We start from the raw sequence: 16,050 nt of genomic DNA, 5'->3' as shown, positions 1-16,050 counted from the left end.
CAGCGCCGCTCAAGGCCTGAGATAGACATAGCCCTGGCTCTGCAGCTCGGCGAGCTTGACGACGCCGCCCTGATCGGCGGCATGGAAGCCGTCGAGCAGATCGGCGAGCGTAATATCCATGCCGTGCATGGTGTTGCCGCAAGCATGCGGGTCGAGCCCTTGCTGGACAAGACCGGTAAAGCGCCCCGAAATCGCCGCCGATATGCCCTTCGACTTGAAGGCGGCCAAGGCCGGGCCGTGGACGACCAGCGCGATCTCGACGTTGCCGCCGGTGCCCTCATAGTGGTTCTTGATGTTGCCGAGCACGAAATTGACCTTGTCGAGGTCGCTGAGGTGATAGGCGACCTTCAGCCTGGCAGGCTCCGCGGCCGCGGCCTGCACCGCCCGAAAGCCGAGAAGCGTCCCGGCTCCGGCGAGAACGGCTTGGAACATGTCACGTCGGCGCATGGCCATCCCTTCCTGGCTTGCCGGCGCAGCGCGATTTGCGTGGCCGCGACCGCAATACTAGCATAAATTGACCTTACGTCCTGTCGAGGCGGAGGAGGGGGTCACATGGCGTTCAGGGAATGGAAGACGTTCGCCAGCGCCGGACTTGGTGCCGCACTGCTGGGCGCGCTTGCCGGTTCGGCGTTTGCGGATGACACGCTCAAGCTCACCGAACTCAGCCCCAACGGGGCGGACGCCTGTTTCGGCCGGATCTATGACGCGGCGCACCTCAAGGCGCATCCGAAGCAGAAGGTGGCGCGGATCTTTTTCTACTACGGCCATGACCCGGTCAGCCGTCCGAATGAGGAACCGAGTGCGAATTCCGATACGTCCTACAATGGCTTCCTCACCACCACGGTGCGCGGCGCCAAGGCGCCGGAATGGGCCGGCGGCTGGTGCAATCACGAGTCCGAGGACGGCACGTCGGGTCCGATCCGCTGCGGCATGGATTGCGACCGTACGCTGGCGTCGCTGAAGGTTGACGACAAGGGCAGGCTGATCCTGTCCGACCTGTCATCGGATATCTACCTCGATCCGGATTCCGAGGAGCAACTCGGCAAGGCGGAATATGTCAGGCAAGCGCTCGGTTCGGAGGACGACAATTTCCGCCTCGACCCGATGCCCGCCTCGACGTGCAAGGCCGAGTTCGCACGCATCGATCCGATCGATCCGGCGGTCGGGCCGCCACTGCGCGAGCGGTTCAAGCCTGACCAGGCCTTCTGCTACGGCCGCGACTACGATGCCGCGCATATGAGTTCGCATCCCGATCAACTGACGCAGTCGATCCGGGTGTTCCGCGGGCCCGTGGAACTGGCTTCTTTCGCTTCGGGAGGCGACGTCACGAACTGGCCCGACGGCGCCGACATCGCCGTCTTGGTGACGACGCGGCAGAAGGGGGCCAAGGTCACGCAGACTTATTCCTGCCAGGGCGAAGCCGACCAGTGGCGTTGCGCCGCGAGTTCGAAGATGAGCAATTTTTCCTGCGACATCACGCAGAAGGAGATCTTCCTCAAGCGCGGCGCCAACGGCACCATTATGCTGGCCAATCCCAACAGCAGCATTGCAGTCGTCGATCTCTGTTCGAAAGCCGCCGACGGCAAGACGAAGTCGGACGACAAGGTCTATCGGCTGGAGGCAATGCCGCAGGCGGCGTGTGCGCCGTAAGCACTTAGCTTCGTCATCCTATGGCGGAGCAAGGAGCGAAGCGACGCGGCGCAGATCATAGGATCCATTCCGTGACTTGGAGGCGCCGCTGCGGTGCGGAATTCTGCTCCGTTGCGCCCTTGGTTCCAAGTCGCGGAATGGATCCTCGGGTCTCCGCGACGGAGCTTCGCTCCTGCTCCGCCCGTGGATGACGAAGCCGAGAGGCTTCGGATAATTTTTCAAGGTCGTGACGGGAAACCGCCTCAGGCGAATGGCACCGCCGTCGTGCCCTTGGGCAGCTTGGCCTCGTCGTCGGGTTCGACATGGATGGTCACCCGCACCGAGGGGAGTTCGGCCTTAAGCGCGTCCTCGATGCGGTCGCAGATGACGTGACTGGCGCCGACCGACATGTCGGCGTCGACGACCAGATGGAATTCGATGAAGGTGGCGCGGCCGGCGATGCGGGTCTTGAGGTCGTGCACCTCCATGGCGCCCTTGCAATTGGCCGAGATGATGTCTCGGATGCGCATGTGTTCGGCCGTGTCGACGGCCCGGTCCATCAGGCCGTTCATCGACGAGCCGATGACATGCCAGCCCTGCCACAGGATGTTGAGCGCGACGATGACGGCCAATGCCGGGTCGAGGATCTGCCAGCCGGTCAGGATTGCTCCGACCAGGCCGCCGAAGACGCCGATCGAGGTCACCACATCGGTCATGATGTGATTGCCGTCGGCGACCAGCGCCGGTGACTTTTCGGCCCGCCCCGCGCGGATCAGCGTCCAGGCCCAGAAGGCATTGATGACGGTGGCGACGCCGTTGACGGCAAGGCCTTTCCAAGGCTGTTCGAGCGGAGCCGGGGCCTGCCAGGAGCGCCAGACTTCGTTGAGGATCAAAAGCGCGGCGAGCACGATCAGCACGCCTTCGAGCACGGCCGAGAAATACTCGGCCTTGTGGTGGCCGAAGGGGTGATCCTGGTCGGCCGGCTTGTAGCTGACCTGGATCGCCCAGAAGGCGGCGACCGAGGCGATGACGTTGACAATCGATTCCAGCGCGTCCGAATAGAGCGCCACGGATCCGGTTATGTACCAGGCGGCGGCTTTCAGCGCGAGCACGACAAAGGCGATTACGATCGACCAGAAGGCAAGGTTGGCGACCCTGCGCTTCGCGGCGGCTTTCGCCGCGACCGCCATCGTGTTCTCGACTTCGGCCATTGGCGTCAGGCTGCCTTTTCCTTGGCCTTGCGCGGCAAATGCGCGACGATGTTCTCGATGATGCGCATGCCGGCATTGTGGCCGAGCGTCATGATCGATTCCGGATGGAACTGCACCGCCGCGATCGGCTCCTTGCGGTGCTCGAAGGCCATGATGACGCCGTCCTCGGTCTCGGCGGTCACCATGAAATCATCCGGCAGGCGCACCGGATCAGCGAAGATCGAGTGGTAGCGGCCGACGGTGACTTCCTTGGGCAGGCCCGAGAAGATGATGCCGGGCTTCGAGACGCGGATGCGCGACGGCTTGCCATGCATGGGGATGTGCAACTGCCTGAGTTCGCCGCCATAGGCCTCGGCCAGCGCCTGCAGGCCAAGGCAGACGCCGAAGATCGGCAGGTCGCGTGCGCGGGCCTTCTTGATGGTCGCGGCGCAGTCGAAATCTTTTGGCGTACCGGGTCCGGGCGACAGCACGACGAGGTCGGGCTTCAGCCGGTCGAAGATTTCCTCCGGTACCGGCGAGCGCACGGTCGAGACATTGGCGCCGGTCTGGCGGAAGTAGTTGGCAAGCGTGTGGACGAAGGAGTCCTCGTGGTCGACGAGCAGGATGTTGACGCCATCGCCGACGCGCGCCGTGGTGCGCTCGGTGCTGGTCGAATTGCCTGTCTTGGCGTCGCGGATGGCGGAGAGCATGGCGGATGCCTTCAGTTCGGTTTCGGCTTCTTCTTCCTCGGGGATGCTGTCGAAGAGCAAGGTGGCGCCGGCACGCACCTCGGCGATGCCGTCCTTGATGCGGATGGTGCGCAGCGTCAGGCCGGTGTTCATGTCGCCGTTGAAGTTGACCATGCCGATGGCGCCGCCATACCAGGCGCGTGGGCTCTTCTCGTTCTGCTCGATGAAGCGCATGGCCCACAGTTTCGGCGCGCCGGTGACGGTGACTGCCCAGGCATGCGAGAGAAACGCGTCGAAGGCATCCATGCCTTCGCGCAGCCGGCCCTCGATGTGATCGACGGTGTGGATCAGGCGCGAATACATCTCGATCTGGCGCCGGCCGATGACGCGCACCGAACCTGGATCGCAGACCCGCGACTTGTCGTTGCGGTCGACGTCCGAGCACATTGTCAGCTCGGATTCGTCCTTCTTGGAGTTGAGCAGTTTGATGATCTGCTCGGAATCCGAAATGGCGTCCTCGCCGCGCTTGATGGTGCCGGAGATCGGGCAAGTCTCGACGCGGCGGCCGTTGACGCGCACGAACATCTCCGGGGAAGCACCGATCAGGTATTCGTTCTCGCCCAGATTGATGAAGAAGGAATAGGGCGAGGGGTTGATGGATTTCAGCTTGCGCGAAATCTCGGATGGCTGCGTTTCGCAGCGCTCATAGAACATCTGGCCGGGGACGACCTCGAACAGGTCGCCGCGCTTGAAGGAGTCCATCGCCCGGCGTACCAGATTGGCGTATTCGCCCGGCTCATGGTCGCCGCGCGGCGGGATGCGGTCGGCGGTCTTGAACGGTTCGGCGATCTGGTCGCGCGGCAGGCCCTCGGTCGAAAAATCCTCGCCGGCATAGTCGTAGCGATCGGTCCAGGCCTTGGCCGAATAATGGTCGACGACCAGGATTTCGTCAGGCAGGAACAGCACCAGGTCGCGCTGGCTTTCCTTGCGAACCAGCGTGTGGTCGACCGGGTCGAACTGGAAGGCAAGGTCGTAGCCGAAGGAGCCGTAGAGCCCGAGATTGGCATCTTCGGCCGTCTTGAACAGAGCGGTAATGGCGCGCAGCACGGTGAAGACCGAGGGAACGCGGCTGCGCTCCTCCTCGGTGAAGACACGGCCGGGCTTGGCGACGTCGAGGCGGATCAGCTTCTTCGAGGTCTCGGCGATGGTGACCTCGGAGAGAGCGCCGAGCGTCCTGCCGATGACCGGCAACAGCGCCTCGCCGCGGCCGTTCAGCGCCTCGATGCGCATGGCGCGGCCGCGCGCGGAGATGACCAGCGGCGGATCGATGATGGCGGTGTCCCAGCGCGTGTAGCGGCCGGGATATTCGTAGTTGGAGGAAAACACCGCGCCACGGCGCGAATTCAGCCCGTCGACATAGGCGTCGATCGCGCCTTCATAGGGCCGGTCGTGGCGCTCGCGCGTGATGGTGATGCCACCCTCGGTCACGAAACGCTCGGCGCCGTTGTCCAGAACCTTAATCGTCGTCATTGCCGTCTCCATCAGCTAGTTGGGCAACGGACCCGGGAATGGCTTGAAAAAACAAATGGCCGCCCGGACATTCCGTTGCGGCCACCTTCTATTTTCACGCGCACGCGTTCGAACAGGCCGCTGTCAGCAGGCCCACCACCAAATGGTCTTGGTCGAACGCATGTTCATGGCGATTCCCTTAGCGGCGATTGGGCGGCGGCGCAACTGGATTCGACGGAGGCTCAGTCCTCCAGCGTGCCCGACCTGGCGTCGCTGCTCTTGCCGTCGCCGACCAGTTTCAACAGGTCTTCGCCGGCGCGGATGATGCGGCGCGAGCGCCGCGTCAGGATGAAGCCGTCCTGCGGCGCGAACACTTCGGTGCGGCCGTCGGCTTCGCCTGGCGCATGGACGATGGTGGCGAGGCGCGCGCCCCTGGCGACGCGGTCGCCGGGCTTGACGTCGTAGAGGACAGCGCCGGCACGGGGAGCCGGCATCATGTCGATGTTCTCCAGCGGTGCCGCGACACCCTTGAAGGGACCGGGTGCGGGCAGGGCGGTGTCGGATATCACGCCGCGCGCCGCGAGCAGCCGGTAGAGGCCTGCCGCGTCGGCCGAGGCGAGCGCGCCATCGACATCGAGGATGCCACGATATTCGACGGTGGTGACGACGCGCCTGTCGAACTTCGCCACATCGGCCGATGCGTTCTGGTAGGGCATGATCGAGGCGCCCTCGAAAGTGCCGTCGGTGTCCTCGCTCCACAGCACGACCGCATCGACGCCCATAGCGGCGGCGCAATCGGCCATGGCTGGCCACAGGCTGGTGTGGACGTAGAGATAGGCAAGACCCTCGTCGTCGCAGTGCAGGTCGAGCACGATGTCGTGGCCGAGCGAAAGCTGCACTAGGCGTGACTTCAACCGCTGGTCGGCGCCGCCAAGGCTGATGTCGGGCAAGAGCTTGGCGTCGGGCGCCGCCAGCAGCGGGAAGCCGCGGTTGAAGTTGGTGCGCGTGCCCAGATGAAAGCGGCCCTGATGCTCGCCGAAATGATATTGCGCGCGGCCGATCGGGTTGGCCCAGGGCACGATGGTGATGTTGCCCCTGATGCGGCCTTCGGCCTCAGCCTTGTTCAGCGCCGGCATCAAGGCATCGATAGCGATGACACCAGGCAATTCGCCGGCATGGAGTGCCGCCTGCAGATAGGCCGAAGGGGCGGCCTTGTCGGCACCGGCGAAGCGGAACACCGGGAATTCGTAGGAAACGCCGTCGCTGTCGCCGGCGATGCGTTCGATCGATTTCTGCATGACTTCCTCCATAAAGAGCATGAAGACATGCTCACCTGAAGGTATCGATGTCGATTGGTCCAGCCTCTCGCGCTATGGGCGCAATACTAGTCTCTTGCTTGCCCCATGTCGTTCTCCCCAAACCGCCGCGCGCTTTTGGGCGCAAGCGGCTATTCGGCGGCAGGCTGGAGGGCGGCGACCGGCGCGCGCCGGTCCAGCGCCTGCGACAGCACCGCCACGCCGACCGCCAGCAAGGCGAGCACCGCGCCGACCAGCGGCAGATTGGCATAGGAAACGCCTGCCGACAGCGCCACGCCGCCGATCCAGGCACCGCCGGCATTGCCGACATTGAAGGCGCCCTGGTTGAGCGTGGCGGCAAGGTTCGGCCCTTCGGACGCGGCCTCGACGACACGGATCTGCAGCGGCGGCACGACGACGAAGATGAGCAGGCCCCACAGGAAGACGATGCCGATGGCAACGCTGGCGATGGCGCCGAACTGCATGAAGCCGACGAACAGCAGCGCCATCAACAGCAAGGTAGCAATCACCGTCGGCATCAGTTTCCAGTCGGCCAGTCGGCCGCCGATGATGTTGCCGATGGTCATGCCGGCGCCGAACAGCAAAAGCACCCAGGTGACAGCAGAGGTCGACAGGCCCGACACGTCGGTGAGGTAGGGTTTGATATAGGTGAAGACGGCGAACAGGCTGGCCGAGGTCAGCGCCGCGATCAGCATCGCCAGCCACACCTGCAGCTTGCCGAGCACGCGGACTTCGGCGCGCAGGCCGCCGCCACTCGGTTCCGTGACATCCGACGGTACCAGCCAGGCGATGGCCGCGACCGAGACCAGGCCGATGCCGACGACGGCCAGGAAAGTGGCGCGCCAGCCGAAGGCTTCGCCGAGCGCCGTGCCGGCCGGAACGCCGAGGATGTTGGCGAGCGTCAAACCGGCGAACATCAGCGCGATGGCGCTGGCGCGCTTGTTGCGCGGCACCAGGCTGGCGGCAACGACCGAGCCGATGCCGAAGAAGGCACCGTGGCCGAAAGCGGTGAAGACGCGCGCGGCCATCAGCAGCCAGTAATTGGGCGCGATGGCGCAGAAGAGATTGCCGACGACGAACAAAGCGGCCAGTCCGACCAGCACCGGCTTGCGCGGCAGATGCGCTGTGCCCATGGCGACGATCGGCGCGCCGAAGACGACGCCCAGCGCATAGCCGGTAACCAGCAGGCCAGCGGCGGGGATCGTCACGCCGAGATCGGCGGCGACCTCCGGCAGCAGGCCCATAATGACGAATTCGGTGGTGCCGATGCAGAAGGACGCAATGGCAAGCGCAAGGATCGGCAAAGGCATGGGGCGTCCAGACTGAATCGGTTCAATTTTAGACTGCGCGAGGATCCCCGCCGGGCGCAACAGACATTGCCGCAATGCAGCAATGCAGAAAGCGTGGAGCAGATTGAAAACGGGGCGCCGGCGCCCCGTTGGGGATCATCGATATGATGTCGAAGAAATTTGCACGGTCATGGCGCCTTCGGTAAGGCATAGGCGATGATGTAGTCGCCGCGATCGGGTGATTGGCGTGCGCCGCCGGCCGAGACGACGACGAACTGGCGGCCGCTTTCGGGCGAAGTGTAGGTCATCGGTGTTGCCTGCGCGCCGACCGGCAAGCGGCCCTTCCAGAGTTCCTCACCGGTGGCAATGTCGATGGCACGCAGATAATAATCCTGCGTGCCGGCATAGAAGACGAGGCCGCCCGCCGTCGTCACCGGTCCGCCGAGCGACGGCATGCCGATCGGGATCCGCAGTCCGGTTTTCATGCCGAGCGGGCCGGTGTCCTGCAGCGTGCCGGCCGGAACCTGCCAGACGAGTTTTCGGGTGTTGAGGTCGATGGCGCTGATCGTGCCGTAGGGCGGCTGGTGGCAGGGCACGCCGAGCGGCGACATGAAGCCGTTCTTGAGCGCGCCGTAAGGCGTGCCGAGCTGGGTGCCCAGACCGTCATGCGCCGCCGAGGGGCCGTAATTGTCGGCCTCGGCGCGCGGCAGCAGCACGACGAATTGGGGCATGCGGATGTCGTTGACGATCAGATAGCCATTGGCCTCGTCGATCGAAGCGCTGCCCCAGTTCATGCCGCCATAATAGCCGGGAAATTGCAGCGAGCGCGTCGGGCCCGGTGGCGTGAACTCGCCTTCGTAGCGCAGCTTCTTGAAGCCGATGCGGCAATAGAGCTGGTCGAACGGGGTGGCGCCCCACATGCTGGCCTCGGTGAAAGGCTGATCCCCGATCGAGGGCATGCCGACCGAATAGGGCTGGGTCGGCGACAGGAAATCCTCCTTGGCGCCGCCATCCTGCGGCACCGGCTTTTCCCGCACTTCGGCGATCGGCTTGCCGTCGCGGCGGTCGAGCATGAAGATCTGGCCGCGCTTGGTCACCTGGATCAGCGCGGGCACCGTGCCGCCCTTGCCATCCGGCACGTCATACAGCGCCGGCTGCGAGGGCAGGTCGTAGTCCCACAGATCGTGATGCACGGTCTGGAATTTCCAGCGCTCGCGGCCGGTGGCGATGTCGAGCGCGACGACAGAGGCGGTGTAGTCCTCCGCCGCCTTGGAGCGTTCGGCGCCGAAGAAGTCGGGCGTGGCGTTGCCGGTCGGCAAATAGACGAGGCCGAGCGCCTCGTCATAGCTTGGCGTCGACCAGACATTGGGCGTGCCGCGCGTGTAACTCTGGCCTTCCGGCGGCAGTTTGGTGATTGCTGGATTGCCGAGGTCCCAGGCCCAGACCAGTTCGCCGGTCCTGGCGCTGAATGCCCTGACGGCGCCGGAGGGTTCGCCTGTCTCGACATTGTCCCAGACCCAGCCGCCCACCATGATCAGGTCACGCATGACCGTCGGTGCCGAAGTCTGGAAGTAGAAGCCGGCCTTGACCTCGCCCATGCCTTGCTTGAGATCGACCGTGCCGCCCTGGCCGAAATCCGGGCAGGGTTGGCCGGTCTTGGCGTCGATCTCGATCAGCCGCGCATCGATGGTGGTCATGACGATGCGGCTGGCACATGCGGCAGGCGCCGCGCCGCCAGCAGCGGGTTCGTAATAGCTTACGCCTCGGCAACGTTGCCACAGCGGCCCCGAGGCCTTCGGGTCGAACTTCCAGCGCGGCTCGCCGGTCTCGGCGTTGAGAGCGTTGACGACATTCTTCGAGGAACAGGTATAGACGGTGTCGCCGATCTGCAGCGGCGTGTTCTGGTCCTCGGCGCCCTTGACCGGGATATCGCCGGTGCGGAAGGTCCAGGCGACCTTCAGGTCCTTCACGTTGTCCTTGTTGATCTGGCCGATTGGCGCGTAGCGCGTACCGGCGGGGGTGCGGCCGTAATGGCGCCAGTCGCTGCTGGTGGCCAGGGCGGCGGGCGGCGGCGTTTCGCTGGCCGACGCCGTTTCGCGGATCACGCCATGCGGCTGGAAGGCGTAGGCGGCGGTGGCGATCAGGCCGAGGACGAGGATGCCGGCAGCGGCGAAGGGACCACGCCTGCCGCCGCTCGATGACGGGAACATCGGCGCCAGCAGGAGGGCGATCACCGCCAGCACGGCTGGAGCGACCAGCCGCGGCACCAGCGGCCAGAAATTCAATCCGGCCTCCCACAACGCCCAAGGGACAGTGGCGAGGAAGATGAGGATGTAGAGCCAGAAACCGGCCTTCCGGCGCAGTGCGTGGAGAAAACCGGAGATGATGATGCCAGCGCCCGCCAGCGCATAATACCAGGACCCGCCGAGGCCGACGAGCTGGACGCCGCCATAGAGCAGCGGCAGGCCGATGATCATCAGCAACAGGCCGAAAAGGACGAGCAGCCAGACGCCGCGGGAGCCGTTGGTATCTTGTGACATGTCGGACCTCACATTTTCCCGGGTTCGGCGCCTCGCGGTCGCGGCGGCCAAAAGGGACCGTCAGGGTGATCTTAGAGCTCGGTCGTCGGCTTCCGGTTGTGGCGACGGGGGCTTCGCCAGCGAAAAGAATTTTATCGCAACCTAATAGATAGCATGTTATCTTTTCCGTCATGCCCAAGCAAGATCCGGATCGAGCCAGATTTGGCCAACTCGTTATATCAGTGGCGAGGCTGTGGCGCCGCGCGGCCGACAAGGCGCTCGACGATTGCGGCCTGTCGCATGCCACCGCCATGCCGTTGGTGATGCTGTCGCGGCTTGGCGACAATCTGCGCCAGGGGGTGCTCGCCGACCATCTCGGCTTCGAAGGGCCGTCGCTGGTGCGCATCGTCGACCTGCTGGTCGAGGAGGGCTTGGTGAGGCGCATGGAGGACGCCGCCGACCGGCGCGCCAAGATCCTGTCGCTGACCGATGCCGGGCGCAGCCGCGTCACCGAGATCGAGCGCCTGCTGGCGGTGCTGCGCGCCGACCTGCTGAGCGATGTCGGCGCCGACGAATTGAAAGGGGCCGTGCTGCTGCTCGGCCGCCTGGAGACGAAGCTGACTGGCCCGGAAGCCGGGAAATAGGTTTCAGGCCAGCGGCTTCAGCTCCTGGGCTATCGTCGGCAACAGCTCCGAAACCGTGGGGTGGATGTGCACGGCGCGTGCCAGCGTGTCGACCGGCGCCTTGGCGTACATCAGGTCGAGCACGCAATGCACAGCCTCGTCTCCGCCCGGGCCGAGCACCGAGCAGCCGAGGATTTCCCTGGTGTCGGCATCGACGATGATCTTCATGAAGCCTTGCGTCTCGCCCTTCTCGACGGCGCGGCCGACGCGGGTCATCGGCCGCTGGCCGACCAGGACGCGGCGTCCGGATTTCCTCGCCACCGTCTCGGTCATGCCGCAGCGGCCGAGCGGCGGATCGATATAGAGCGCATAGGCCTCGATGCGGTCGCTGACTTTGCGCGGATCGCTGTCCAGCAGATTGGCGGCGACGATCTCGTAGTCGTTGTAGGAAGTGTGGGTGAACGCGCCCTTGCCGTTGCAATCGCCCATCGCCCAGATGCCTGGCACGCTGGTGCGCAGCTGGTCGTCGACCGTGACGAAGCCGCGCTTGTCGACCTCGACGCCGGCCTTGTCGAGGCCGAGGTCGTCGGTGTTTGGGTTCCGTCCGAGTGCCAAAAGCACATGCGAGCCGACGGCTGGCGCCTTGCCGGCCGAGAAGGTCACGGCGATATCTGCGCCTTGCCTGGCGAAGCCGATGTCCTCGGCGCCGACATGGACCGCGATGCCTTCGTTTTCGAGGATCGACAGGATTGCCGCCGAGACGTCCTCGTCCTCGCGGCCGGTCAGGCGCGGGCTCTTTTCGATGACGGTGACGTCCGAGCCGAAGCGGCGGAACATCTGCGCGAATTCGAGCGAGATGTAGCTGCCGCCGACGACGATCAGGTGGCGGGGCAGAACATCGAGATCCATCATCGAGGAGTTGGTCAGATAGTCGATGTCGTGGATGCCGGGCAGGTCGGGCACCGAGGCGCGGCCGCCCGTGTTGAGGAAGATCTTTGGCGCGGTCAAAAGGTCTTCGCCGACACGCACCGTGTTGGCGGATTCGAAGCGCGCATGGCCGCGATAGAGCGTGCATTTGTCCATGCCGGCGATCCAGGTCTCGAGCCCGGTGCGAGAGGCGCCCGACACCTTGTCCTTGCGCGCCTTGATCGCTTTATAGTCGACGCCGACCGGACCGCCGAGCGTCACGCCATAATCGGCGGCGCGGCGAGCGAGATGCGCGGCATAGGCGCTCGCCACCATTGTCTTGGTCGGGATGCAGCCGGTGTTGACGCAGGTGCCCCCGACCAGCTTGCGCTCGATCAGCGCCACGGTCATGCCGGCGGCCGTCAGCCGGCCCGCCAATGGCGTACCGGCCTGGCCAGCGCCGATGATGATGGCGTCGAAGGTTTTCGTGTTCAAGGTCTGGGCCGTCATGCCACCGCCGCCACGATCAGCAGGCCGCCGATGATGGCAACCGCGTCCTCGATGAAGGCGGCGGGCGGGTCCTTGCCGAAGGCGGAGCCCAGACGGCCGCGCGCTTCGGCGCCGCCCAGCGTGCCGATGACCGCGCCGATGGCGCCGGCGATCAGGCACACTATGGTGGCGCCGCCGGCCGCGCCGATCACCGCGCCCGAGAAGGCGCCGAGCAGGATGCGGGCGCCGAACTGCTGCGGCACCTTGCGGCTTGGCGTCGACGGCAACTGGTCGGTGACCAGTTCGACGATGGCCAGGATGGTGAAGATGCCGACAGCGGCCCAATGGCTCATGAAGCTCGCCCAGGTGCCGGCGACCGGCAGCCAGCCGAGATAGGCGCCCCAGGCGACGGCGGCGGGCGCCGTCATGGCGCGCAGGCCGGCAATGACGCCGATCAGAAGTGCGAGAATGTAAAGCATGGTCGATCCCCCTCGATCCCGGGCCGGAACGGCCCTGAAACGGCAGGCTACCATAGGCCGGATATTTGGCTAGGCTGGAGACTCATGAGGACGCGAAGCTTGGCCAGGCTGGAAGCGCCAAGCAACGGTCAACACTTGTTGCTACCTCAAAGCTGCTCGGCTCAGCTCCATCAACCGATGTTTCAGCTGGCTGATGGAGCGTTGACCGCGAATTGCGCGGCAAAAGCCCTGACATAAGCGGGTCGAGCTTCCCCACGAGCGACATAGGCGGCCAGGTTCTGATATTCGTCCAGAATGCCCGATGGTCTCAGTCGCAGCAGCACCGACACCATCAACAGATCGCCGGCGCTGAACGCATCATCGAGCCAGTCGGCGGCGCCCAGATAGGTCGAGAGCCTGTCGAGCCGGTCGCGAACACGATCCTTCACCAGCGGCAAGCGCTCCTCGCTCCAAGGCTTGTCGGCTTCGAATATCCTTGCCGTGGTCAATTCGAGGACCGGCGGCTCGACGGTGTTCAGTGCGGCAAACATCCACGTGATGGCGCGGGCGCGGGCATTGCGCTCCTCCGGCAGCAGCCCCGCATTTTGCTCGGCGAGATGAAAGACGATCGAGCCGGTCTCGAACAGCGAGAGGGCCCCTTCCTCATAGGTAGGGATCTGGCCGAAAGGATGAATGGCCAAGTGCTCCGGCGCCTTCATTCCCGCGAAGGAAACAAAGCGAACCTCGTAAGGCTGCCCCACTTCTTCGAGCGCCCAGCGAACGCGGGTATCGCGCGCCAGTCCCTTACCGCCATCGGGAGATCGTTCAAACGCCGTGATCGTGATCGTCATCGTATCCGTTTCCTTGCTCGGGCGAAGTTCTTCGGCTTCCTATCGAGGACGAATGAGTTACCGGGAAATCGACAGCGATCTTCAACTATTTTTGTCCCTGGGCGCGGATCGCGACGGCCTAACACATGCCTCCGCGCTTTTCTGTTCGCGTCAGCTGTGCTTTGGCAATGACGTCAAACGGAGGGACTGCCATGGCTGAGAGCGAACGCGCGAAAATGGCCGATGGTGAATGGTACACCTGCCTCGATAACGAACTGGAGGCCTTGCGGGCCACGGCGCGCGACGCGGTGTTCGAGCACAACATGCTGCCGCCGCGCGAGCGCGGTAACCTCGGACCGGCCTTGAGGGCACTGCTCGGCGGCGTGGGGGAGGGCGTCCGCATAGAAGCGCCGTTCCACTGCGCCTACGGCTTCAATCTGTTTCTCGGCAGCGGTGTCTTCCTCAATGCCGGTTGCACCATCCTCGACACCGCTTCGGTGCGCATCGGCAAGGGTACGCTGCTTGGCCCCAATGTGCAGATCTACTGCGCCGAGCACCACAGGGAGCCGGCAGGGCGGCGGGCGGGACTGGAGATCGCCAGGCCGGTCACGATCGGCGACAATGCCTGGATCGGCGGCAGTGCCGTCATCCTGGGCGGCGTCAGCATCGGCGAGGGCGCCATCGTCGGCGCCGGGGCGGTGGTGACGCGCGACGTGGCGGCGAACACGACCGTGGTCGGCAATCCGGCGCGGCCGGTCAAACGCGGCTGAGGAGACTTAGGTCGGCAATCAATGCGACAAAGCGAGCGTCGTGCCCTCGTCCCGGCCGGCTCGCCCGGAAAACTCGCGCCGATATTGCGCCGGTGAGGTCCTGAGCCGCGCCGAAAAATGCTGGCGCAGCGAGGTGGCGCTGCCGAAGCCGGCTTCGAAGGCGACGATGTCCATCGATTTCTCCGTCGCTTCCAGCAAGCGCTGCGCCAGTTCGACCCGCTGGCTGGTCAGCCAGTCGCCAAAACTGGTGCCGATCGATTTCTGGAAGCGCCGGGTGAAGGTGCGCCGCGTCAGGCCGGCGGCTTCGGCGACGCTGTCGAGGCTATGCGTTTCGCCTGGTGTCGCGCGCACTGCGTCGAGTGCCCCGGTGAAGCGGTCGGCCTTGGCGGTTCTTGCCACGGGACGCTCGATGAACTGCGCCTGTCCGCCCTGCCGGTGCGGCGAAATCACGACGTGCCGGGCGAGCCGCAGCGCCGCCTCCGCGCCATAGCGGGCGCGCACGATGTGCAGGCAGCAGTCGAGCCCGGCAGCGACGCCGGCGGAGGTGACGATGTCGCCGTCATCAACATAGAGCACATCGGCATCGACCGAAACGTCGGGATGCAGGGCCCGCAACTGCTCCGTATATGCCCAATGGGTGGTGGCTTTTCGGCCCGAAAGCAGGCCGGCGGCGGCGATGGCAAAGGTGCCGAGACACAGGCCCACGATCAGCGCGCCGCGCCGGTGGGCGCGGCCGAGCGCGTCCTCGAGCGGTTCGGCCAGAGGGGCTTCGAGATCCTTCCAGCTCGGGATGATGACAATGTCGGCGTCGTCGAGCGCGGACAGCCCATACGGCACCAAGATGCCCAGGCCGGCATCGGTCCGTAACGGGCCTTTCTCGACCCCGCAGACGCGGAAGTCGAAGCGCGGCAGGCCGAGGCTGGTGCGATCGGCGCCGAACACCAGGCAAGGCACGGAGAGATGGAAAGGGCTGATGCCGTCGAAGGCAAGTACGGCAATGGTCGGGGCGTTCATTGGCATTTCCAGTGAGGGAAGGTGGATTGTCCCAATTCTTTCGAATGATGTCAATCGGGCCACTTTTGATCGCTCATCGACCGGCCTATTTTCGGCCATCGCATTCAAGCCGGAAGGAAAACATCATGTCTGACCCAGCCAACACCACGCCGCGCCGCGCGCTCGTCGTCATCGACGTCCAGAACGACTATGATGGCGGCAATCTGGCCATCCAGCACCCCCCGTTCCGCGACAGCGTCGTCAATGTGGCGCGCGCCATGGATGCGGCGTCGGCGGCAGGCATCAAGGTCGTGGTCGTCAAGCAGATGGCGCCCGAGACATCGCCGATCTTCGCCCGGGGCAGCCATGGCGGCGAGCTGCATCCGGAAATCGCCAAGCGTGGCCGCGACCATTATGTCGAGAAGAATTTGCCGAGTGCCTTCACCGGCACCGACCTCGAGGCCTGGCTGCGCGCCAATGCTGTCGATACGATCGCGGTCGTCGGCTACATGACGCATAATTGCGACCTGTCGACCATCATCCATGCCGTGCATATGGGCTTTGCCGTCGAGTTCCTGTCCGACGCCACCGGTTCGGTGCCTTACGCCAACAGCGCCGGCTATGCCTCGGCCGAGGAGATCCATCGCGTGGTGAGCATCATCCTGCAGTCGCGCTTCGCCGCCGTGCTCAAGACCGCCGAATGGGTCGATTGCCTGAAGACCGGCGCGCTGCCGGAACGCGACACCATCTATGCCTCCAACCAGCGGGCGCTGGCGCGCAGCGCCGCGTAGGACGATCCGCAAACAAAAAGGGCGCCGCGGCGATGCGGCGCCCTTTTTC

General features: G+C 65.0%; 14 protein-coding genes. 4 read left to right on the top strand and 10 right to left on the bottom strand.

Translation table 11 applies throughout. The features are described from left to right. Nucleotides 1-9 precede the first annotated feature (9 nt). Complete coding sequence (locus tag LB564_RS15115; protein WP_224538866.1) at nucleotides 10-447, bottom strand: DsrE family protein; 438 nt, start codon at nucleotides 445-447, stop codon at nucleotides 10-12. 105 nt (nucleotides 448-552) lie between these two features. Here LB564_RS15115 and LB564_RS15110 point away from each other — a divergent pair, with 105 nt between their 5' ends. After that, nucleotides 553-1,650, top strand: a complete 1,098-nt coding sequence (locus LB564_RS15110; protein ID WP_224538864.1) for a hypothetical protein — start codon at nucleotides 553-555, stop codon at nucleotides 1,648-1,650. A 242-nt stretch (nucleotides 1,651-1,892) separates the two neighbouring features. On the opposite strand, the gene LB564_RS15105 is transcribed toward LB564_RS15110, so the two are convergent. From LB564_RS15105 to LB564_RS15085, 5 genes are all read right to left on the bottom strand, one after another. Then, nucleotides 1,893-2,840 carry a cation diffusion facilitator family transporter gene (locus LB564_RS15105; protein WP_318012805.1) on the bottom strand — a complete coding sequence of 316 codons (948 nt, stop codon included), beginning with the start codon at nucleotides 2,838-2,840 and terminating at the stop codon, nucleotides 1,893-1,895. A gap of 5 nt (nucleotides 2,841-2,845) precedes the next feature. After that, a complete protein-coding gene (locus LB564_RS15100; protein ID WP_411910177.1) occupies nucleotides 2,846-5,050 on the bottom strand; it encodes an anthranilate synthase in 2,205 nt (734 codons plus the stop codon). 209 nt (nucleotides 5,051-5,259) lie between these two features. Next, nucleotides 5,260-6,315 (bottom strand): succinylglutamate desuccinylase/aspartoacylase family protein, encoded by a 1,056-nt coding sequence (locus tag LB564_RS15095; RefSeq protein WP_224538860.1) that lies wholly within the window; start codon nucleotides 6,313-6,315, stop codon nucleotides 5,260-5,262. A gap of 149 nt (nucleotides 6,316-6,464) precedes the next feature. Next, nucleotides 6,465-7,643 (bottom strand): MFS transporter, encoded by a 1,179-nt coding sequence (locus tag LB564_RS15090; protein ID WP_140704715.1) that lies wholly within the window; start codon nucleotides 7,641-7,643, stop codon nucleotides 6,465-6,467. A 167-nt stretch (nucleotides 7,644-7,810) separates the two neighbouring features. Then, a complete protein-coding gene (locus LB564_RS15085) occupies nucleotides 7,811-10,162 on the bottom strand; it encodes a membrane-bound PQQ-dependent dehydrogenase, glucose/quinate/shikimate family (RefSeq protein WP_224538858.1) in 2,352 nt (783 codons plus the stop codon). Nucleotides 10,163-10,383: 221 nt separating this feature from the next. Here LB564_RS15085 and LB564_RS15080 point away from each other — a divergent pair, with 221 nt between their 5' ends. Continuing rightward, the gene (locus LB564_RS15080) at nucleotides 10,384-10,785 is read left to right on the top strand and encodes a MarR family winged helix-turn-helix transcriptional regulator (RefSeq protein ID WP_411910178.1); all 402 of its coding nucleotides are present in this window, start codon (nucleotides 10,384-10,386) and stop codon (nucleotides 10,783-10,785) included. A gap of 3 nt (nucleotides 10,786-10,788) precedes the next feature. Here the strand turns inward: LB564_RS15080 and LB564_RS15075 are convergent, their stop codons facing one another. The 3 genes from LB564_RS15075 to LB564_RS15065 all read right to left on the bottom strand — a co-directional run bounded on the left by LB564_RS15075 (nucleotide 10,789) and on the right by LB564_RS15065 (nucleotide 13,468). Further along, nucleotides 10,789-12,165: an FAD-containing oxidoreductase gene (locus LB564_RS15075; protein WP_224539213.1), complete on the bottom strand. Its 1,377-nt coding sequence runs from the start codon at nucleotides 12,163-12,165 to the stop codon at nucleotides 10,789-10,791. 11 nt (nucleotides 12,166-12,176) lie between these two features. Further along, complete coding sequence (locus LB564_RS15070; protein WP_224538855.1) at nucleotides 12,177-12,638, bottom strand: DUF4126 domain-containing protein; 462 nt, start codon at nucleotides 12,636-12,638, stop codon at nucleotides 12,177-12,179. 182 nt (nucleotides 12,639-12,820) lie between these two features. Next, nucleotides 12,821-13,468, bottom strand: coding sequence for a glutathione S-transferase family protein (locus LB564_RS15065; RefSeq protein ID WP_224538853.1), 648 nt, complete (start codon nucleotides 13,466-13,468; stop codon nucleotides 12,821-12,823). Nucleotides 13,469-13,659: 191 nt separating this feature from the next. Between LB564_RS15065 and LB564_RS15060 the strand changes: the two genes are divergently transcribed. Next, nucleotides 13,660-14,217 carry a sugar O-acetyltransferase gene (locus LB564_RS15060; RefSeq protein ID WP_224538851.1) on the top strand — a complete coding sequence of 186 codons (558 nt, stop codon included), beginning with the start codon at nucleotides 13,660-13,662 and terminating at the stop codon, nucleotides 14,215-14,217. A gap of 18 nt (nucleotides 14,218-14,235) precedes the next feature. Here LB564_RS15060 and LB564_RS15055 read toward each other — a convergent pair whose 3' ends face one another. Further along, nucleotides 14,236-15,231 carry a GlxA family transcriptional regulator gene (locus tag LB564_RS15055; protein ID WP_224538848.1) on the bottom strand — a complete coding sequence of 332 codons (996 nt, stop codon included), beginning with the start codon at nucleotides 15,229-15,231 and terminating at the stop codon, nucleotides 14,236-14,238. A 125-nt stretch (nucleotides 15,232-15,356) separates the two neighbouring features. Here LB564_RS15055 and LB564_RS15050 point away from each other — a divergent pair, with 125 nt between their 5' ends. After that, entirely contained in the window at nucleotides 15,357-16,001 is a 645-nt protein-coding gene (locus LB564_RS15050) for a cysteine hydrolase family protein (protein WP_224538846.1), read from the top strand. Nucleotides 16,002-16,050: the final 49 nt, after the last annotated feature.

Source organism: Mesorhizobium sp. ES1-6 (genome assembly GCF_020164775.1).
Taxonomy (GTDB): Bacteria; Pseudomonadota; Alphaproteobacteria; order Rhizobiales; family Rhizobiaceae; genus Mesorhizobium.
Note: the sequence above shows the minus strand (reverse complement) of the source record. Positions and strands in the feature narration are given on the sequence as shown.

Coding starts and splice junctions, on each gene's coding strand:
- LB564_RS15100 (WP_411910177.1), bottom strand. CDS start 5,050: ATGGAGACGGCAATGACGACGATTAAGGTTCTGGACAACGGCGCCGAG.
- LB564_RS15095 (WP_224538860.1), bottom strand. CDS start 6,315: ATGCAGAAATCGATCGAACGCATCGCCGGCGACAGCGACGGCGTTTCC.
- LB564_RS15055 (WP_224538848.1), bottom strand. CDS start 15,231: ATGAACGCCCCGACCATTGCCGTACTTGCCTTCGACGGCATCAGCCCT.
- LB564_RS15070 (WP_224538855.1), bottom strand. CDS start 12,638: ATGCTTTACATTCTCGCACTTCTGATCGGCGTCATTGCCGGCCTGCGC.
- LB564_RS15060 (WP_224538851.1), top strand. CDS start 13,660: ATGGCTGAGAGCGAACGCGCGAAAATGGCCGATGGTGAATGGTACACC.
- LB564_RS15105 (WP_318012805.1), bottom strand. CDS start 2,840: ATGGCCGAAGTCGAGAACACGATGGCGGTCGCGGCGAAAGCCGCCGCG.
- LB564_RS15050 (WP_224538846.1), top strand. CDS start 15,357: ATGTCTGACCCAGCCAACACCACGCCGCGCCGCGCGCTCGTCGTCATC.
- LB564_RS15110 (WP_224538864.1), top strand. CDS start 553: ATGGCGTTCAGGGAATGGAAGACGTTCGCCAGCGCCGGACTTGGTGCC.
- LB564_RS15115 (WP_224538866.1), bottom strand. CDS start 447: ATGCGCCGACGTGACATGTTCCAAGCCGTTCTCGCCGGAGCCGGGACG.
- LB564_RS15065 (WP_224538853.1), bottom strand. CDS start 13,468: ATGACGATCACGATCACGGCGTTTGAACGATCTCCCGATGGCGGTAAG.
- LB564_RS15090 (WP_140704715.1), bottom strand. CDS start 7,643: ATGCCTTTGCCGATCCTTGCGCTTGCCATTGCGTCCTTCTGCATCGGC.
- LB564_RS15085 (WP_224538858.1), bottom strand. CDS start 10,162: ATGTCACAAGATACCAACGGCTCCCGCGGCGTCTGGCTGCTCGTCCTT.